Annotated in this window: 16 protein-coding genes; 5 read left to right on the top strand and 11 right to left on the bottom strand. The window is 69.5% G+C overall.

All coding sequences use genetic code 11. The features are described from left to right. Positions 1-13 precede the first annotated feature (13 nt). Entirely contained in the window at positions 14-6,148 is a 6,135-nt protein-coding gene (locus AAH991_RS29720; protein WP_346229229.1) for a SpvB/TcaC N-terminal domain-containing protein, read from the top strand. A gap of 260 nt (positions 6,149-6,408) precedes the next feature. On the opposite strand, the gene AAH991_RS40550 is transcribed toward AAH991_RS29720, so the two are convergent. The 10 genes from AAH991_RS40550 to AAH991_RS29670 form a co-directional block, all read right to left on the bottom strand. Further along, complete coding sequence (locus AAH991_RS40550; protein WP_428834046.1) at positions 6,409-6,588, bottom strand: hypothetical protein; 180 nt, start codon at positions 6,586-6,588, stop codon at positions 6,409-6,411. Between the two features lie 486 nt (positions 6,589-7,074). Further along, entirely contained in the window at positions 7,075-8,646 is a 1,572-nt protein-coding gene (locus AAH991_RS29710; protein WP_346229228.1) for a hypothetical protein, read from the bottom strand. Between the two features lie 6 nt (positions 8,647-8,652). Beyond that, entirely contained in the window at positions 8,653-9,054 is a 402-nt protein-coding gene (locus AAH991_RS29705) for a hypothetical protein (protein ID WP_328854076.1), read from the bottom strand. Positions 9,055-9,070: 16 nt separating this feature from the next. Then, entirely contained in the window at positions 9,071-9,463 is a 393-nt protein-coding gene (locus AAH991_RS29700) for a DUF4913 domain-containing protein (RefSeq protein ID WP_346229227.1), read from the bottom strand. Then, positions 9,460-11,199, bottom strand: a complete 1,740-nt coding sequence (locus AAH991_RS29695) for a type IV secretory system conjugative DNA transfer family protein (protein ID WP_346229226.1) — start codon at positions 11,197-11,199, stop codon at positions 9,460-9,462. Before AAH991_RS29695 ends, AAH991_RS29700 begins: the two co-directional genes overlap by 4 nt. Continuing rightward, complete coding sequence (locus AAH991_RS29690) at positions 11,196-12,572, bottom strand: putative type IV secretion/conjugal transfer ATPase (RefSeq protein WP_346229225.1); 1,377 nt, start codon at positions 12,570-12,572, stop codon at positions 11,196-11,198. Before AAH991_RS29690 ends, AAH991_RS29695 begins: the two co-directional genes overlap by 4 nt. Beyond that, positions 12,566-14,014: an SCO6880 family protein gene (locus AAH991_RS29685; protein ID WP_346229224.1), complete on the bottom strand. Its 1,449-nt coding sequence runs from the start codon at positions 14,012-14,014 to the stop codon at positions 12,566-12,568. Before AAH991_RS29685 ends, AAH991_RS29690 begins: the two co-directional genes overlap by 7 nt. Then, positions 14,011-15,162, bottom strand: a complete 1,152-nt coding sequence (locus tag AAH991_RS29680; protein WP_346229223.1) for a TrbL/VirB6 family protein — start codon at positions 15,160-15,162, stop codon at positions 14,011-14,013. The genes AAH991_RS29685 and AAH991_RS29680 overlap by 4 nt, the downstream gene beginning before the upstream one ends. Positions 15,163-15,168: 6 nt before the next feature. After that, positions 15,169-15,786, bottom strand: coding sequence for a DUF8175 domain-containg protein (locus tag AAH991_RS29675; RefSeq protein ID WP_346229222.1), 618 nt, complete (start codon positions 15,784-15,786; stop codon positions 15,169-15,171). Next, on the bottom strand, positions 15,783-16,073 hold the full coding sequence (locus AAH991_RS29670) for a hypothetical protein (protein ID WP_346229221.1): 291 nt from the start codon (positions 16,071-16,073) through the stop codon (positions 15,783-15,785). Before AAH991_RS29670 ends, AAH991_RS29675 begins: the two co-directional genes overlap by 4 nt. A 191-nt stretch (positions 16,074-16,264) precedes the next feature. On the opposite strand from AAH991_RS29670, the gene AAH991_RS29665 reads away from it, so the two are divergent. Genes AAH991_RS29665 through AAH991_RS29655 form a run of 3 tightly spaced genes read left to right on the top strand, consistent with a single transcriptional unit; the run spans position 16,265 to position 17,703 of the window. Next, the gene (locus AAH991_RS29665) at positions 16,265-16,543 is read left to right on the top strand and encodes a helix-turn-helix domain-containing protein (protein WP_346229220.1); all 279 of its coding nucleotides are present in this window, start codon (positions 16,265-16,267) and stop codon (positions 16,541-16,543) included. Between the two features lie 15 nt (positions 16,544-16,558). Beyond that, the gene (locus AAH991_RS29660; RefSeq protein ID WP_346229219.1) at positions 16,559-17,482 is read left to right on the top strand and encodes a C40 family peptidase; all 924 of its coding nucleotides are present in this window, start codon (positions 16,559-16,561) and stop codon (positions 17,480-17,482) included. Then, positions 17,479-17,703: a helix-turn-helix domain-containing protein gene (locus AAH991_RS29655; RefSeq protein ID WP_346229218.1), complete on the top strand. Its 225-nt coding sequence runs from the start codon at positions 17,479-17,481 to the stop codon at positions 17,701-17,703. The genes AAH991_RS29660 and AAH991_RS29655 overlap by 4 nt, the downstream gene beginning before the upstream one ends. Before the next feature lie 365 nt (positions 17,704-18,068). Here AAH991_RS29655 and AAH991_RS29650 read toward each other — a convergent pair whose 3' ends face one another. After that, on the bottom strand, positions 18,069-18,386 hold the full coding sequence (locus AAH991_RS29650) for a hypothetical protein (RefSeq protein WP_346229217.1): 318 nt from the start codon (positions 18,384-18,386) through the stop codon (positions 18,069-18,071). Between AAH991_RS29650 and AAH991_RS40545 the strand changes: the two genes are divergently transcribed. After that, positions 18,300-18,704: a restriction endonuclease gene (locus AAH991_RS40545; RefSeq protein WP_428834049.1), complete on the top strand. Its 405-nt coding sequence runs from the start codon at positions 18,300-18,302 to the stop codon at positions 18,702-18,704. The genes AAH991_RS29650 and AAH991_RS40545 overlap by 87 nt on opposite strands. Positions 18,705-18,778: the final 74 nt, after the last annotated feature.

Genomic DNA, 18,778 nt, shown 5'->3' with positions numbered 1-18,778 from the left:
GAGGAGAGCGGGCGTGGCCGGATCCGGTGTGGCCGAGCAGGTGCTTCCGCTGCCCCGAGGGGGCGGCGCCGTCCGGGGAATCGGCGAGACCTTCCAAGCCGACGCGCAGAAGGGCACGGGACGCTTCAGCGTCCCGATCACCTTCCCCGCCGGCCGCGGCGGCTTCCAGCCGAGGCTCGCCCTGACGTACGGCACGGGCGAGCCGAACGGCCCCTTCGGCTTGGGCTGGAGCCTGAACACCGCGGCGATCAGCCTGCGGACGGCCAAGGGCATCCCGCGCTACCGCGGTACCGACGAGTACCTGCTGTCGGGTGCGGAGACCCTGGTCCACGTGGGCGACGAGCCGCGGGGCCGCCGCTACCGGCCGCGCGTCGACGGGCTGTTCGCCCGGATCCTCCAGATCGGCGATCACTGGGAGGTGACCGCCAGGAACGGCCTGACCAGCCTGTACGGCACCGACGACACCTGCCGGATCCGCAACGGCGACCGCCCGGACGAGGTGTTCGCGTGGCTGCTGAGCGAGACCCGCGATCCCAACGGCAACCACGTCGGCTACGCCTACCGGCGCGAGGACAACCAGCTCTACCTGGTCGCGATCCGCTACGCGCGCTACTCCGTCGAGTTCGAGTACGGCGAGCGCCCCGACCCGTTCTCCACCTATCGCAGCGGATTCGAGATCAGGACGACGCGGCGCTGCGAGCAGATCCTGATCAAGGCAGACGACGTTCTGATCCGCTCCTACCGCCTGCGGTATGTGACGGACGACATGCCGCTCAACCTGGTCTCACTGCTGGCCGGGATCACGATGACCGGTCACCGGACGGACTCGCGGGGCCGGGTGCTGACCCGGTCCATGCCGCCGCTGACGTTCGGTTACACCGCCTTCCGGCCGGGACACGCCAGCTTCGAGACGTTCAGCGCGGACGGCGGGGACGGGCCGGACCGGGCTCTCGACCATGAGGAGTACGAACTGGTCGATCTGCACGGCGGCGGGCTGCCCGACGTGGTGCACACCTCCGCCGAGGGCGTGCGCTACTGGCGCAACCTCGGCGAATGCCGGTTCGCCCGGCCGCGCCCGATGACCGACGCCCCAGCGGGAATCACGCTGGCCGACGACGGCGTCCGGTTCGCCGACATGGACGGGACCGGCTCGGCCGACCTGCTCGTCACCAAGGGCCCGCTCAACGGTTACTTCCCCACGGAGTTCGAGGCCCGCTGGGCGACGATGGTCCGCCCCCGCCGCGCCCCGGCCATCGACCTGACCGACCCCGCAGTGGCGCTCGTCGACATGGACGGCGACGGCCGGGTGGACGCCCTGGACACCGGCGGCCACCACATGGTTGTCGCCTACAACCGGGGCGCCGACGGCTGGGCCGAGGAGGTGACCCACGTCGCCCGCGGCCCGCTGCCGGACTTCACCGACGTCGTGCTCTCTGCCCCGGACCGGCGCGTGCGGCTGGCGGCCATGAGCGGAGACCTCCAGGACCTCGTCACCATCCACGACCGGCGCGTCGAGTACTGGCCCAACCTCGGTTACGGACGATGGGGCCGGCGCATCACCATGCGGGGGTCTCCCGAACTGCCGCGCGACTACGACCCCGCGCGCCTGTTCCTGGCCGACATCGACGGCGACGGCTACGCCGACCTCATCTACGTCGGCTTCGACGAGGTGCGCTACTGGATCAACCAGAGCGGCAACGGGTGGAGCGAGCGCCAGGTGGTCCGCGGGACGCCGGCCGTGCGTGACATCGACGTGATCAGGACCGCGGACATGAAGGGGACCGGCACCGCCGGGTTGCTCTGGACCGCGGATCGGCAGGGCGGCGGCTACCGGTATCTGGATTTCACTGAGGGGACCAAGCCGTACCTGCTGAACGTGGTCGACGGCCATGTGGGGGCCACGACCAGGATCGAGTACGCGCCGTCCACAGCGTACTTCTGCGCGGACCTGGCAGCGGGGTGGGCGTGGGCGACGCGGCTGCCGTTCCCCGTGCAGGTCGTGGCGCGCGTAAAGACGGTGGACCGGCTGTCTGGCGGGAGGCGGACGATCGCCTACCGCTACCGCGACGGCCACTGGGACGGGCGCGAGCGCGAGTTCCGCGGGTTCGCGCGGGTCGACCAGACCGACAGCGAGACGTTCGAGGAGCACCCGAGACCCGGCCCGCAAGCGGCAGCGGACGGGGTCCCGCGCGAGGCCGGACGCCACTTCTCGCCGCCCACGATGACCAGGACCTGGTACCACGTCGGCCGCGGCTCCGGGCGGCCGGCCGAGGCGCGCGCGCTGTGGGGCGCGGTGCTGCGGACAGAGCTGGCCGAGCTCGGCGCCCCCGACCGTCCCTATGTGATCACCGAGCACCGCTATCAGGTGCGGACGGTCGCGCCAGATGTGCACGTCCCGGTGCAGGGCGAGAGCGTGACCCGCCAGACCGAGCGCTCCGACACCGCCAGGGTGACCCGCCTGATCTTCGAGCACGACGATCACGGCAACGTGACACGCCAGATCAGGGTGGGCGACGCCGCGGACCCGCTGGTCGTCGTCACCGACACCGCCTACGCCGATTCGCCGGGCGGCCACGTCAAGGACCGCCCGGCCGAGACGCTGATCCGTCTGCCGTCGGCCGCGGACCGCGCGATCCTGCGGGACTATCTGGACGGCGGGCGGGAGCCGGACTGGACGGCGTTCTGCACGGTGGACGCCGAGGTGCTGGGCCGCACGAGGCACCACTACGACGGAGTTGACTACGTCGGACTGCCGGTCGGCGAGGTGGAGCGGGGCAATCTGACCCGTACTGAATCGCTGGTGCTGACCGACGCCTCGATCGCGGCGCTCTACCCCGACCCGGCGTCGGGCGGCCACCCGCGCCCGCCGGAAGCGCTCGCGGACCTGGCCGGGCTCGGCTACGCGCGCGAGGCCGACGGCTGGTGGGCGCGTACCGTGCGCAACCGCTGGGACCGGCGGTTCGGCCTGATCGTCGGCGTGCTGGACGCGATGGGCAACGAGACGACGATCGACTACGACGAGGACCACCACCTGTTCCCCGTCCGGGTCACCGATGCCGCCGGTCACGCGGTCTCGGTGGAGTCGATCGACCTCCAGGCGCTCGCGCCGCGGCTCGTGCGCGACGCGAACGGGAACCTGACGGAGTACGCGTTCGACCCGCTCGGCCTGCTCACGGCGACGGCGGTCAAGGGCAAGCCGCTCACCGGCGGCCGGTGGGAGGGGGACACGCTGGGCCGGCCCACCACCCGGTACGCCTACGACCTGCACGCCTTCGACCGCGACGGCTCGCCGATCGCGGCCGCGGTGTGGCAGCGCGCCGAGCACGGCGGCGACCGGCTGGTGCGGAGCCTGGAGTACTACGACGGCATGGGCCGGTCGTTGCAGCGCAAGGTCACGGCGGAACCGGCGGCGCCGGGCGGGCCGGCGCGGTGGGCGGTGAGCGGGCGGCAGGTGTACAACGACAAGGGCTGGCTCGTGGAGCGGTACGAGCCGTTCTTCAGCACGACGTCCGCCTACGAGCCGGTCACCGGTGCCGGCGTGCCGACCGTGCTGGGATACGACCCGCTGGGGCGGCCAACCGTCCAGGTGAATCCGGACGGCTCGTTCCGCCGGGTGGTCATCGACGGCCCGTGGCGGACCGAAAGGCACGACGAGAACGACACCGGGGCCCGGCGCTACGAGGCCGACGGCAGGCTGGTCGAGCGGACGAACGCGGAGGTGGCCGCCCTCAAGATCGGCGATCACTTGGACACACCCAAGGTCGAGATTGCCGACGTCTGGGGACGCCTGACCGAGTCGATCGAGGACGGCCAGCCCACCCGGTACGCCTACGACCCGCTGGACCGGCTCCTGACGGTCACCGACCCGTACGGCAGGCAGGTGCTGAGCTATGGCTACGACCTGCTCGGCCGCCGGGTGCGCACCCGGCACCTGGACGCGGGGACGCGGATCGTGGTTCTGGACGCCGCCGGCTCCGTGGCCGAGTCCGGGGACTCCAAGGGAGCGCGGACGATCACCTCGTACGACGTGCTCGGCCGACCGGTCCAGGTCAGGGCGCGGGACGGCGCCAGCCGCCCGTTCACGCTGCGCGAGTGGCACCTCTACGACCGACTCGATGGCGTCACCGCCGAGCAGGCGCGCCGGGCCAACCAGCTCGGCAGGCTGGTGCGCAGCTACGATGGCGCCGGCCAGATCACCGTCGAGAGCTATGACCTCAATGGCGAGCCTGCCAGGAAGAACCGGCGGATGCTCCCCGCCGCCCTGTTGCCGGCGCACTGGCCAGACAGCGGCCAGGAAGACCTGCTCGAACCCGGCCCCGGCTACCCGGTCGGCACAGGCTACGACGCTATGGGCAACCTTACCGAACTGGCCTACCCGGACGGCTCGGTGGCCCGCTACGCCTACAACGAGGCCGGCCTGCTCGAACGGATTACCCTCGGCGATCGCGTGTGCGTCGCCGGCGTCGACTACAACGCCCGCGGCGAGCGCACCGTGATCCGCTACGGCAACGGCGTCGTCACCGGCTACGCCTACGAACCGCTCACCTGTCGCCTGCTGCGGCTGACCACCCGCGACGCCCTGGGCGGCACGATCCAGGACCTGGAGTACGCCTACGACCCGATCGGCAACGTCATCGGCATCATCGACCACGTGCCGACCGGCCCGGGACACGTGAACAACACCAGGGAGCACAGCTACGACGCGCTCTACCGGCTCACCTCCGCCGAGGGCGCCTCCTACCGGCGGCACTACGACTACGACCGGGTCTCCAACATCGTCGCCGAGTCGAGCCTGGATCCGCCCTGGACCAGTGTCCACACCTACAGGCCGGGCACGAACCTGTTGCTCACGCGGGACGCCACCGCGTTCGACCACGATGCCGGCGGCAACATGACCCGGATGGGCACGCTGCGGCTGGACTGGGACCACGCCGACCGCATGGTGGGTGCGGGACAGACAAGCTACGCCTACGACAGCGCCGGCCTGCGGGTGCGAAAAGTCGCCGAGGCACGCGAGACCAGATACCTCGACGGCGTCTTCGAAGAGCGCACCGACAGGACGGTCGCCCACGTGGTCGACGCCGGCCGGCGGATCGCCGTGGTCACCACGACCGCCGGCCATGCGTCGATCACCTTCCACCACGGCGACCATCTGGGTAGCACCAACGTGACCACCGGCGAGGACGGCAGGCCGACCGGCCAGGAGGAGTTCGCCCCGTACGGGGAGACCAGCCTGGGCGCGGGCGACACCTACCGCTACGCGGGCAAGGAATTCGACGAGGAGACCGGCCTCTACTATTTCGGGGCGCGCTACTACTGTCCCCGCCTCGGCCGGTGGATCAGCGCCGACCCGCTCGCCCTCGTGACGCCCGACGCCTCGAACCCGTATCTGTACGTGCGCGCGAACCCGATCAAATTCACCGACCTGATCGGGCTGGAGGAGAAGAACTTCACCATCCTGCTCTCGCCCTCCGCCCTGCAGCGCAACGACAGCAAGAAGGAACGCCGGGTCGCGGAGACCATCGCCCAGCTGTCGACGTCGTATGCGGAGCGCCACCTCTCCGACGCGGCCATCATCGTGGTGGACGACCTGCCCGGCGCGGTCGCCAAGCTGGCCGGGCAACTGGGGCCCGACGACACGATCGGCCGGGTGGTGATCATCACCCACGGTCTCGAACTCACCAACAGGCAGGGACGCACGGTGGAGAGCCGGGTCTGGTTCCCGCTGAACTCTGGCAAGGAGCATGCCTGGCAGAGTCCGCAGAGCCTGGCGGCCGCCGCGCGGTCACCCGACCTCCGCTTGGACCTGCGCACGTTGCAGCAGAAGAGCACGGACCAGACGACGATCTCCTTCATCGGCTGCAATATCGGAACGTCGAAGCCCACCCTGACGGCCGTGGGACGGTTCTTCGGCGGGCGCGGAGTGTGGGTCGAGGCGCCGGCCACGGGCGCGGCGCTGGAGGAGCGGACCGCTGACACCGTGTTCCGGCTGAAGATCGGGACGAAGACGTACGTGGACTACGACAGCGTGGAGGGACGCCGGCTGATGACGAGAATCCAGGTGGATGACGCGCCGCTGGACACCCGGCCGGCCGTGTCCGACTCTGTGCTTCGCAAAAAGGACGAGGAGGTCCAGCTCCCTCCGTGACGGGGCGCCGCCGTCGCGGGCGCGCCTGGTGAATACCCGCAAACCGCTGCTGCGGGCTCAGGCCTGTGCCTACTCTGGTCTCGATGATCAATCGTGGAGGAACCAGCAACATGGGCAGAGCGCGCGGGAAGAAGCCGGCACGGGCCGGCCGCGCCGGCCCGGCCCAGCGGCCGGAGGCGCCGAGGCGTCCGATCACGGCCGGTCGAAGGGGCTGGCAGGCATCCTCAGCGCCGTGCTCCTAGGGCCTGTATCACAGTCGGTCAGAGCCATTCGTTGATCGCGGCGATGAGGACCGTGGCTTCGTAGCGGACGGCGAGTTTGTCGTAGCGGGTGGCGACAGTGCGGTGGCGTTTGAGCCTGTTGATGCCGCACCCCCTGAATCCCGTTTCTCCTCGGCCGACATTTCCTCCGCTCCCGGCCTCGTCGGCAAGGCGATCCACATGAGCGAGGCGCCTCTCGATCGCGCGCGCCAGGTGTTCGCTGACTGCGGTTTCGATCCGATCGAATTGCGAGAGCGCATGCTACGGCAGCAGGCCTCTTGATCCGAGGTGACCTCTGGTGTTTCTCGGAGGCCACCTCAGGACGTAGTGGTTCAGGACAGTTGTTGCTGGAGGCAGCCAGACAGACCGGCGTCCTGATGAGGCGGCATAGACCGTCGCTCTGAAGCGGTTATTTGCTTCTGTGGCGGATGGTGCGAACTGGACGTGTGGACGAGGAGGATGTCGATGACGGAGTACCGCTTCAACGCTTTCCGATAGGCCAGTCCCGCCCGCGGGTTACGCCCGCCTCACAGGTGGCAGCCGGACCCGTCCTGACTTCGGCGCCGCCCGGCTGGCAGTTCTATAGTGCCCGCGAGTGCGCCCTTGGGATGCGCATCTCGGCGATGACTGAGACCCCGGAGGGGCAGCGGGCGTCGCTCCCTGCCACTACCTCGCTGGCTTGCTTCCCTGCCGCCCGCCGTCCCTATTGGATCTTGAGGCTGCCGTTACCACGCTGAGGGGAGCGCCCGGAATGTTCGAGGTGTACTGCGATGCCGTCGCTCTGTTGACCACGGTGTCGTCGAAGAGTGCCGAGACCAGGGCGGGATTTCGGCGGCGGTCGAGGATGGACAGCGCGACCATGACGCGCGGACGCTCCGCAGGAGTGGCCGTATCGAGAGCGGCTCGATTCAGATCCGCAAGCACCGCGTTCGTGTAGCCGATGACGTCTCGGTATGAGCTCACAAGAGTTCGTACCCCGGAGGCTCCCACCTGGCCGTTCACGGCAGCGGTGGTTCTCGACATCGTGTGGATTGTTTCGATCTGGCCAGGGGCGGTGACCTGAGCCAAATCGCGTTGGCCGAGTACGGCGAGGGCTTCTGCGGCGTGCCGGATGGAAAGCAGAATCTGCGACATGTCCGCGGTTGTCGGCGCGAGCTCGGCGGGGGACTTCAGCGTCGGCAGGTTCCGCAGCTCGAAAGTCCACTCCGGGTTGGTCGAGATGAGACGGCCCATGCGGATGGTCATCTGGTCAAGGTGATCCGCGGGGCCTGGACGCCGCTGGTCGAACAGGAGCCGCTGCCAACGGTGCCGTACGGCCTGCCAGCGGTCGAGCACACGGTGAAGGCCTTCCGCGGACAGGCGTAGCGTGCGGCGGACAAGTAGTTCGCGAGCGGGATGCAGTTCGGTGTGCCGCCGGGTCAGCATTGTGACGGCCTGGTAGGCGCAGTGGAGGGCCACGACAGCGGCGGTGGCGTTGCGTCGACAGTCCGCGGACGACAGCTGTCCTCCCGCCTCGGGCTGGGCCGTGCGTATGCCCTCGGCGTTCGTGGTGATCCCGGCGCAGAGCTGCTCGACGGAAGCGGTCGTAGGTAGCGCCGAGGGCGGCTGGGTCGCCCTGAGGGGTACGGCGGCCAGCGTCTCGGTGGCTCCCGGCGGCGTCACCCGGAAGGCGATGTCGCCCGCGGTCTGCAGGGCGGTCACCAACCGGTCGAGTCGCACGCTGTCCAGGCCCGCCCTGCGCACTTCGGCTCGGGCCGCCTTCATGACTCGGCCGAGGAGCTGTGCCTGGCGTGCCACGGTGTCCAGCACCGCGTGCCGGACGCCCATGTCCTCAATCGCGTTCGCCCAGTCCGATCGCGGGTTGTAGTGCGTCTTCAGCAGGTCATGGCCGGTGCCGAGGGCGAGCGCGGCGCCGGCGACATGGACCGGGACGGGATGCGCGGTGTTGCGATTCCGGTCGGCGAGTTGCCGGTCGAGGTCGCGCAGGATCACGTCGGCTTCCTGAAGCAGGACGCGCGGATGGTTCACCCGGTCCCACAGGTGGGACAGCCGCTCGTGCGCGGGGGTGCGTTCGGGCGCGAGATCGTTCAAGTATCGGAGCAGGACCGTCGTCATCCGGCGCGCCGGCTCGATCGTCGCGATGGCGGCGACACCGGAAATAGAGCGCTCAGCGCAATAGACGGCGGTGTTCATCTGCTCGGACGCCTCACGCAAGAAGTCGCCGAAGACCGTTGCCATGGCCGCTCACCCGCCCAGGAAAAGCTGAATGCGGGTGCCGCAACGTGAGGCGGTCAGCGCGGCAAGCCGAGCGTCCGGGGTCTTCAGATCGAGAGCCCTCTCGGCCATCACCTCGCGGAGGAGCCCGCCCAGGGCAGCCATGGCTTCTGTGACAGCAGACCGGTCGTCGGCGTCCTTGAAGACCAACGGCATGTCGTAAGCCGTGGCGGGAACCGACCTCAGCGCCGACGCGCCCTCGAACGCGGCGCTTCCGGCCGAGACCCATGCCGGAAACTCCTCTGGGGCGCTCGCGCCCTCCATAGCCCGGGCCGCCTCCGATGCGACCAGGAACGCGTGCAGAGCGGTGTCGACGTCGCGCCATGCCTCCAACTCGGCATGCGCCTTGGACAGCTCATCGATCAGGGACACGAGACCTCCTAGTGATTCAGACATGACTGTCGAGCTCGGGCTCATCCGCCGGACCATCCGAAACGGATTCTGTGGAAGACCCCCACCAGCCAGGTGGGGCGGGTTCGACGTTGGCCAGGTGGGGTTCGAGGTGCTCGTCCTCGCTGCACTGGTAGAAGGGGCCGCGGGCACCAAGCAGGATGGGCAGTTGGTGGTCAAGGTGGTCGCGGTACCACACGCCCATGCCGGTGCCGGCTTCCAGGCGCAGCGCCTCCCATGCATGCCACAGCGCCGTGAGCCGGGAGATGGCCTCGGCGTGCCTCCACCACTGGGGGCACCAGCGGAACTCGCCGCCGAGTGTCCGCCGGTACATGGGGACGAACCGCTCGGTCACCCATTCTTCGACGGTCTCGTAGACCGGTTCGGTCATCGTGCCGCTCCTTCCGCGATGAGCCGTTCGAGCCGGTCGCGGCAGGCCTGGATCCGGTCGGCGTCGCGGCTCTCGTACCAGGGGAGCAGTGAGATCAGGGCGGGACGTCCGCCGGTGGCCAATAGCAGCGCGGTCCCCGGCGGCAGCGCGCGGATGGCGGCGGGTTCGAGGATGTCCTGTCGGCGCAGCGAGATCTGCTCCGAGGCCCGGCCGTCGGCGTACGAGACGGAACGGACGGGCACGTCGTGCTGGCCGACGAGCGTGGCCAGGTCGCGGGCCAGGCGCGGGGAGTCGACGCCCGCGCCAATGACCTTGCGGGTCGCCGCGCCCCACATCGCGGCCATACCGGCTTCGCCCCACACCGTGACGCCCTGCTCGTACGACTGGAGGATCGTCACCGGGACGATGCCGCGCGAGCCGAGGTGGCTGTACAGCTCAGGCAGGTCCGCGATCCGGCAGATGTTGGCCGCCTCGTCGAGGGAGACGACCATCGGTGGGTCGAGCCTGCCGCCCATGCGTTCGGCCCGGCGTTCGGCGGACCGCATCGCGGTGTCGGTGAGTGCGGCGATGAGCGGCGCGGCAGCCGAGCGCGACTTCGACAGCAGGTAGAGGGTGTCGGTTCCGGCGGCGAAGGCCTTCGGGTCGAAGACCGGCAGGGCCGACGGCGTGACCCAGGAGATGATCGCCTCGTCGCGCAACGCTTTGGCCGCCGTACGAGCGGTCTGGTAGATGCCGTCGCGCGTCTCGACCGCGCCGTTCTGTGCGCCGCGCAGCGACGAGGCGAGCAGGGAGAAGCCTGCGGCCTCCAGCAGTTCGACCGGCGTGGGTACGGCAGGCGTGTCGAGCCATTTGGCGACATCGCGCATCGTGCGGCCGGAGGACGCGGCGGCCAGGAACAGCGCGCACAGCAGGTCCTGCGCGGCAGGTCCCCACAGGTCACGCTTGGTGCCGTCGTCGACGGTGAGGACGAAGTGCCCGGCGAGGCGGTGAGCGTCCTCCACCGTCGAGAGCCCGCGCAGCGGGTCCCACCACCAGGTCTGCGGCTGATAGGTGATGTGCTGCGGGTCGAACAGCCACACCGTCCCTTCGGCGGCGCGAAGGGTGGCGGTGGCCGCCCATAGATCGGACTTGTTCGACGTTGCGATAACCGGTCCGGGAGCCGAGAGCACATACGGAATGCTCAGACACGTCGTCTTGCCCGACCTGGGGGCCATGAAGGCCACGATCGTGTCCTCCCACGAGGCGTACAGCGTGGGTCCGCTGCGCATCAGGTCGCCGAGCGCCAGCCCGATGTCGCAGGCCAGCACCGGTCCGGACAGGGACGGCCGCAGCTCCCGGGCCTTCTTCCCCGCCGCCTCCGGCTTCAACGTGGCGAGGCCGGGATTGTCCGCGAGCGCGGCCACCGGATCCACCGGATCGGGCAGCCGACCGATGACGAACCACCAGCCGGCCACGACAAGGGCGAGCGCAGCTGTGACGAGGACGGCGGCAACGACCACAACGCCAAGCGTCGGGGTGCCGGGCCACGCGGAAGCCGTACGGCCTTCGATCACACGCCACGCGAAGTCGGTGCCGAACTCGCGGACCCGCCCGCCGAACAGACTGGCCGCGACGTGGGCCGCAATCCAGATGAGACCGAAGAGGGCCACGACGCCCCACCCCGCGAAGAGCGCCACCCATGCTCCGGTCGCGCCGTGCGGAGTGAACCCGGTGCGCGGTCCCACCGCCCTCGTCATCGGACCGCCTGATCGGTGTCGTAGAGCTCGTGCTCGACGCCGACGAGCGCGAGCTCGACCGGGATGCCGAGCCGGTCGCCGGTCTTGATGAGGTACTTGCCGCGCCCCGGGTGCCGGGCTCCTGGCTGCCAGGAGTCCGGTGCCGACCAGGAGGCGACCAGCTCCTGCTCCGGCCCGGTCAGCCGGGTGATCTCACTGACGCGGGCCAGCTCACGCGGAGGCAGCCCGGCCAGCACGGTAATGGCGCTGCGGTCGATGAAGCCGCGAGCCTTTGCCCGGTCCTCCTCGGTGGGCAGTGCCTCCAGATCGGCAAGCGAGTGAGTGATCATGATGGAGGCCATGCCCTTGGCACGGTTGACCCGGGTCAGGCTGTCGGCGTACTCGACCAGGCCCGGCGCCCCGCGCAGCGCCCGCCACAGCTCGTCCATCACCGCCATATAGGAGTGGCCGGTGGTGCCGTCGACCATGGCGAAGCCGTACGCCCAGGTGCACAGCATGGCGGCGGTCAGGAGCTTGTCGCCGGCCGCGCCGACGCGGGAGATGTCCACGGAGACCGCAGGCGCGGTCAGGTCGATGGGGCGGGTGGTAGGCCCGTCGAAGACGCCCGCGAGCGAACCCGTGCAGAGCAGTTCGAGGGTGAAGACGAGGTTGCTGACCCGCTCGCGGTATCGCTCCGGGTGGTCGGTCCGCGCGGCCGATCGCAGCGCTTCGGGGCCTTCTTCGAGTACGGCGAGTACGTCGGGCACGGTCAGTGCGGCGAGGCGTTCGTCGAGCAGATCGATAGCCCGGCCGAGGATGACCTCTTCGGCGTTGCCGACCGGCGCCTCGCGGATGAGCGTGCACAGCGCCATCAGCAGCGAGAGCCGCCGTCCGCGCAGCTCCCAGCGCGTACGCTCGGCTTCGGCGCCGCGCTGGGTCCGTATGGCGGCGCCGAGTGGGCCTGCGTCGAGGGGGTTGATGCGGTCGAGGCCGCGACCAACGCGGATGACCTGCCCGCCGACGTACTCGACGAGCATCGTGTAGTCGGGCTTGGTGTCGCCGAGGATCAGCGCGGTCGAGCCGGACGCGATGGCCCCGACGATGAGGCGCTTGACCAGGGTCGACTTGCCGGTCCCCGGCTGACCGAGGACGAACACGCCCGGGTTGGTGACCAGCCCGGCGCGCAGCCAGGCCAGCGGGTCGAGGCAGACGACCTCTCCGAACAGTTGGTGGCGGCCGATCGGTGTGCCGATGGCGGGGGAGCCCGAGCCGGCCACGAACGGGAACAGGCCGCACAGCTGTGCCGTGGTCGCCTGGAACTCCGCGCCGGCCTCCACGTGCACGGCGCATCCGCCGTACGGCTCTCGCCAGCCGCGTGCGGGAGTCTTCACCATGACCTCCTGTTCAGCTCGGCCGGGCAGACGCCGCAGGGCAAGGTGGTGGCGAACCCGGTGGACTGGCTGCCCCACAGCCGGCGAAGCCGGATCCGGGAGGCTTCTGCGGCGGCCTCGGTGATGGCGACGGCCTGGGCCAGGTCCTCTTCGTGAGTGACCGTGGTGGTGACGTACAGCGTCACGAGCGTGACCCCGGCCCCGGTTGCCTCCTCGGCGGCGGCCTGCCGGGCGCGGGCCTGGTCGTAGGCGTCGCGGGCGGTCTCGTCCCGCCCGGTCCGGCGGCGGTACTGCTCGCGGAACGCGGCGGCGTTGACCTCGTCCTCAAGCACCCGCGTGGCCTCGGCGGCGGGCAACGGGCGGTACTGCAGGCTGACCCGCTTCGGATATGGACCCGGAGCGACCAGGCGGCTGAGCACGTCGGCGGGGACGTTCTGCCGTGGTGCCTCGTGCCAGGCCCAGCTCACGCTGATGCCGCTGTCGTGCCGGTAGTGATCGGGGTGCTCTTCGGCGCCGATCGGACCCGCGTCCGCCCACGTCAGGTCATCGGCGCGGGCGGTGTCGGCGCTGGCGGCGGGATCGTAGGCGGCGCGGACGATTCCGGCCAGCTCGGCTGCGGTCGCCCGGCCGGTGACGGTGACGCCACACGAGCCGAGTGCGGAGGCCAGCGCCTCGGTGGTGCGGCCGAGCTCACCGATCGCCGTGCTCATGTCGCCCTGTCCGGCAGGGGAGCGGGCCGGGTCGAATGTCACGCTCACGTAGGTGTTCACGCGGGCCGCCGTACGCGGTGCCGTACTGACCAGTTGCCGCATGAGCAGGGCCGCCGCCTCGGGAGCCGTGGAGGACAGCGCGCGGCCGACGGTGTCGGCGAGGGCGGAGCCGGGCTCGGGGGCGGTGTCGACGGTGACCGTGACCCAGCGGACGGCCGGCATGTGCCCGAGCGAGGCCAGCCATGCACCCCAGTTGGCCACCCAGGTGTCTGCGTCCGACCGTTCCGCCAGCCAGGTCGAGGCCGGCGACACCTTCAGCGTCGCGGTGAACAGCCCGGCGCGGCGGTCCCACACGATGCCGTACGGCCGACCGAAGGCGTCCTCGGCTGACATCAGCCGAGTCGCGGCCAGAACCCCGGGGAGCTGAAAGGCGCGGGGGTGCGCGACGACGACTCCGGCGCGGTAGCGGGTGTGACCACGGGCCTTGCCGTACGACCAGCGGATCCGACGCGTGATGAGGTGGGCGATGGGAACGCCGCTGACCCGGATCAGCACCAGCGCTCCGGCCAGGGCAGCGGGCGGACCGGTATAGAGCGCGGCACGAAGGTCCACGGACACGGTGAGGACCAGCGCGGTGAGCGCACCCAACGCGACGAACGTCCCGGTCGTGCCCAGGCCGAGCAGGCCGAGACCGCGCCGCCGGCGCCAGCCTCCATAGGTACGGATGTCCGTCATCGCTGGTGGTCCTCTCGCACGGAGTTCGCCGCGGTCTTCACACCGGATGCCACGCCACTCACCGCGGTCGCCGCCGCAGCGGCGGCCGGTCCCGCCGCTTTGGCTCCTGCTCCTGCCGCCGTCGATCCCGCGGTCGTCGTCCCAGACGATGAAGGGGCGCCAGTTGCCACTCGTGTGCCCCCGAGCTGGGATGACAAGTAATCGGCGTGGCTGCTCGCGCCTGTGGGGGAGGAGGACGAAGACGAGTTGCGGAAGGAGCTGAGGGCGACGGCTCCGGCGACGCTCGCGCCGAGGATGCCGCCGCCTCCACCGGCGGTTGCCAGCGAGCCCGTCGTCCAGGTGAAGAACTTCATCAGCACTGGCATGGCGATCAGCGACAGGAGCATCATCGCGAACCCCATGAGGATGGTCCGCACGTCCTTGCCTTCGCCGACCATGGTGAACGTCGTAGCGAACACGGCGGCGACGGCGGGCTTGTAGAAGATCAGGGCGAGCATCCAGCCGGTCACCTTGCGGAACCATGGCTTGGTCATCACGGTCATCGACCCGGCGGCGGCCAGGGGGAGAAGGCCGGCGAGGACGACCAGGGCCGCCTCGCGGAACAGCATGAGCACGGCCTGCACCACGCCGATCAAGATGGCGACGATCCCGAGCACGATCACCACACCGGGTGCCGCGCCGGTCAGAGCCAGGATTTTCGTGAGGCGCCGACCGAAGTCGTGGTGCGAGACGGTGTCGAGGACCCAGGTGGACCAGGCGTCGCCGGCTTTGACGAGCATCGAAGCGGTTAGCACGCCGATGGTCGAGGTCGCCGCGATGACGACCAGGCCGGAGCCGACGTCGACCAGCGGGCTGCCCTTCCGGGTCAGCGCCATCTTGCCGCCCGCGCTGAGCACGCCGAGCACGGCGACCGCGATCGCGATCGGCAACGTCCACTCGCGCAAACGGTCCACGGCTGATTCGGTGGCCAGGTCGGGTGAGGGCACCCTGACCCACCAGGAGATGCTGTTGCCGACCACCCACGCCACGCCGTCCTGGATGGCCTTGGCCATCTCACCCAGGACTCCGTTGGCGGCCCCGGCGGCGACCTTGCCGACGACGTACTCGGTCACCGAACAGCTTGGAGACAGCAGGCTCTCGCACGGCATGACCGGTCACTCCTCGAAGCGGGTGTAGCCGTCGAGGGACTTGAGCTCCGTAGCAGCGTTGCCCCAGTCGCCGTCCAGCGGTGCGACCACGCGCCAGTCGCCGTCGCGCCAGACGACCTGGATGCGGGTGGTGGCTCGGACGGTGGTGCCACGTGGGTCCGGGCCGGCGCTGACGATGTCGACGGTGGCGGCGTCGGTGGCGTAGGACTCCCAGCGGTAGGCCTCCTCGTCCACGTAGGCCTTCCCGAGTGGACTGCCTTGGGGGAGCCCGGCTTCCTGCCTGCTCTCCTCGTATGTGGTCCGCGTCTGCTCCAGGAGACGACCTGCGTCCGGACCGACCACCTGCTCGGTGATGGTGGGCTCGAACACGGTCGGGCCCCACCGCGAGTTCGCCCGTACACCGATGTGCAGCGCCGCGAGCAGCGCACCCTCCCGGGTGTGGGAGAAGCCCTTGGCACGGTCGTAGTCGAGCACGCGCGGGCCGTCGAGATCCGACAGCGGCAGCCGTACTCCATGGAAGTCCTGCCAGGTGATGCGCGCCTGGCGGGCCGGGGAAGCCGGAGTTGTCGATGTGCCGCAGGCGCACGCCGTCAGCAGCACCAGGACGAGGACGGGTGCCTTCACCGGAGAAACATCCCCACGATGCCGGAGGCGGTCGCGGCCAGGCTGAGCCCGCCGAGCACCCAGGGGATGCCGGAGGCGCCGTCGGCGGCGAAGGAGGAGCGGTTCTTGCGGCCGATCGCCATCTGCGCGCCGCAGATCAGCAGGCCGGCGACGCCCGCGACGATGACGCCCCACTTGCCCCAGCCGAGGATGGTCGTGATCGGTCCTTCCAGGCCCGGCGGTGCGACCGGTGCCGGATTCGGCACCAGCCCCGCCTGAAGCATGTCGGCAACTGCGCTGACCAGCATGGATTGCCCTCCCTTTGCTGACATGGGGTCGATGGATTGTCGCAATCGGTAGCGTGACTGTCACGCTCCGTGGGTATTCCAGAGCGCAAGCAGTCTCAAACGGCTGCATCCGTCTTCAGGTATTCACAAGACGTGCTGTCGCAGTCGCGTGGGGGACACTGAACGGTGACCGCCGACCACGAGGAGTGACGATGACCGATCCGCTTGGCCGTGACCCGGACGTGCTGACCACCAAAGAACTGGCCGCCAAGCTCGGGCTGTCGGCGCAGACCGTCCGCCGCATGGCCGGCGCAGGCCAGATCCCGGCGCTGCGGACCGGCAAGGACTACCGCTACTCGTGGAACGCGGTCCTCGACGTGCTGCGACAGCCCCATCCGATAGCGGGGGGCAGTGGGAATGAGGAGAGCAGGCCAGGCGCCGGACGGCTGGCGACGCAGCAGGCTCGGGACCGAGCTGCGCGGGAGTTGTGACACCGGTCGGTCTCGATGACCGTGCGGCTGCTCGTGGCGGCCGCCGGACTGCTCATCGCGATACCGCTCGGGCTGATCCTGGCGTTCACCGCCATGAGCGGCTCCGCCGGCTGCGGTCAGGGACAGGACGGTGACATCCCACCGGACTACCTGCAGCTGTATCAGCAGGCTGGGCAGAGGTACGGCATCCCTTGGCAGGTGCTCGCGGGTATCGGCAAGGCCGAAAGCGACCACGGGCGCGGTACCGGCGTCGGTATCCGGGACGGTGCGAACCACGCCGGCGCGATGGGGCCCATGCAGTTCCTCGGTTCGACCTGGGCGGTGTACGGCGTAGACGGGAACGGCGACGGGCGGACCGACGTCTACGACCCGGCCGACGCTATCCCGTCGGCGGCGAAGTACCTGAAGGCGAGCGGAGCGCCGGCGGACATGTACCGGGCCATCTGGCGCTACAACCACGCCGACTGGTACGTCCGCCGGGTCCTCGACTTCGCTCGCGGTTACTCTTCGGGCTCGGCTGGCGTGGGGGAGGAGCTGTGCGCGCTGCCTGCGGCGCCGAGTGCCGTGGCCGGCCGTGTCCTCGCTTACGCGCGGATGCAGCTTGGCAAGCCGTACGCGTGGGGAGCTGAGGGGCCTGGCGCGTTCGACTGCTCCGGGCTGAGCATGCGCGCCTATCAGTACGTCGGGATCCTGCTGCCGCGCGTCGCCGCCGACCAGTGGCGCCAGGGCCCCGCTGTTGCTCGCGGCCAGGAGCAGCCAGGCGACCTGGTCTTCATGCACTCGGGAGCCGGCGGGCCTGGGCATGTCGGGATCGTCGTCACTCCCGGCCAGATGATCCACGCGCCGCACACCGGAGACGTCGTGCGTTACGCGTCCTATTCCGCTCGTCCTGACGTGGTCGGGTTCACTCGACCGGCAAGCTTGATGGAGAAGAAATGAAAGGCCTCACCCTGGCCGAGCTGCAGCAACTGCCTGCCACGGTCGACCTGCTCACCGCCGCGCGGGCTCTCGGGCTCGGGCGGACCAAGGCGTACGAGCTGGCCAAGCAGGGCGAGTTCCCCTGCCGCATCATCCGCGTCGGCGTCGCCTACCTCGTCCCAACCGCCGAACTGCTCAAGCTCCTCGGCGTCGAGCTGCCAGTCGACAATAGGCGGACATAGCCACGGCTTCACGCGACTTGAGCTTCCGCGAGGGTGTCTCCGGTGGTTTACGTAATTGGAATCCAGCGATGTCGCACCCCCGTGAATGGCCCTGACCTGATGAAACCGCTCGATTCGGCATTGAGGGAATAGAGCGGTCATCGCTGTAAGGCCGTCTGTGGTCTCAATGGGCACTTGTATCACCCATTGCTACCCAGGCCACAGAGATTGCTGGATACCGGGGAAATGTCAGTCCCCTTTGAGAGAGTAGGGGTAACTTCCTCTCCTCTCCCCGGAGGCTCGCCATGCCGCGACGTACCCCAGCCAAACGACGACGAGGTAAGGGCAAGGGGGGCGACGGAGGCTGGTTCCTCTGGTTGGTTGCCTTAGCTGTCGTCATCCTGGCTCTCCGGTGGCTTATCGACGTCATCGCCGCCAACTGGTTGCTGGCGCTTGGAGTCACGATCGTGCTTGTCGCTGCTGTAACCGGAGCGCTGGTGCTTCGCTATCGAGCACTCGAGGCGAGACGGCAGGAGTGGATTCGGGAGAACGCCCGTCTCGAACAGGTCGACCGAATGTCCGGCAGTCAGTTTGAAATCCTGGTCGAGGCCCTGCTCGTGCGCGAGGGCTTCCGCAAGGTCCACCGGGTCGGAGGCAGCGGTGACGGAGGCGTAGACGTCATCGGAGTCGCTCCCTCCGGACATAGATTCGTCATCCAGTGCAAGAGATGGAGCAACTCTGTCGGTGCTCCCGAAGTACGCAACCTGCTCGGTGCTTTACACGCCTACCCGGGTCACCGAGGTGTCCTTGTCACGACTGCACGCTTCACTGCTCCCGCCACCCAGTGTGCGTCCGGCACAGATCTGATACTGATCGACCGGGCTCAACTCGCCGCCTGGCTCACGGGGTCCTTCACTCTTGCTCCGGCAGCAGGCCTGCATGACCGGCCACGACTCTGGCGCCGTTCTGCACCCCCTCCCACCGATGGTCAACTTGGACTCGGAGGAGTGCTTGGAGATTGAGCCAGGATAGTAGGCCGACAATCACAGCCACTACCGGCCCATGGAACGAGGAAAGTTCTCGCCACGGAGCTGGA

The organism is Microbispora sp. ZYX-F-249 (assembly GCF_039649665.1).
Classification (GTDB): domain Bacteria; phylum Actinomycetota; class Actinomycetes; order Streptosporangiales; family Streptosporangiaceae; genus Microbispora; species Microbispora maris.
This window is presented reverse-complemented; position numbering and strand designations above follow the sequence as displayed.

Coding starts and splice junctions, on each gene's coding strand:
- AAH991_RS29660 (WP_346229219.1), top strand. CDS start 16,559: ATGACCGTGCGGCTGCTCGTGGCGGCCGCCGGACTGCTCATCGCGATA.
- AAH991_RS29685 (WP_346229224.1), bottom strand. CDS start 14,014: ATGACGGACATCCGTACCTATGGAGGCTGGCGCCGGCGGCGCGGTCTC.
- AAH991_RS29670 (WP_346229221.1), bottom strand. CDS start 16,073: ATGCTGGTCAGCGCAGTTGCCGACATGCTTCAGGCGGGGCTGGTGCCG.
- AAH991_RS29695 (WP_346229226.1), bottom strand. CDS start 11,199: ATGACGAGGGCGGTGGGACCGCGCACCGGGTTCACTCCGCACGGCGCG.
- AAH991_RS29700 (WP_346229227.1), bottom strand. CDS start 9,463: ATGACCGAACCGGTCTACGAGACCGTCGAAGAATGGGTGACCGAGCGG.
- AAH991_RS29665 (WP_346229220.1), top strand. CDS start 16,265: ATGACCGATCCGCTTGGCCGTGACCCGGACGTGCTGACCACCAAAGAA.
- AAH991_RS29650 (WP_346229217.1), bottom strand. CDS start 18,386: ATGTCCGGAGGGAGCGACTCCGATGACGTCTACGCCTCCGTCACCGCT.
- AAH991_RS29690 (WP_346229225.1), bottom strand. CDS start 12,572: ATGGTGAAGACTCCCGCACGCGGCTGGCGAGAGCCGTACGGCGGATGC.
- AAH991_RS29655 (WP_346229218.1), top strand. CDS start 17,479: ATGAAAGGCCTCACCCTGGCCGAGCTGCAGCAACTGCCTGCCACGGTC.
- AAH991_RS29680 (WP_346229223.1), bottom strand. CDS start 15,162: ATGCCGTGCGAGAGCCTGCTGTCTCCAAGCTGTTCGGTGACCGAGTAC.
- AAH991_RS29710 (WP_346229228.1), bottom strand. CDS start 8,646: ATGGCAACGGTCTTCGGCGACTTCTTGCGTGAGGCGTCCGAGCAGATG.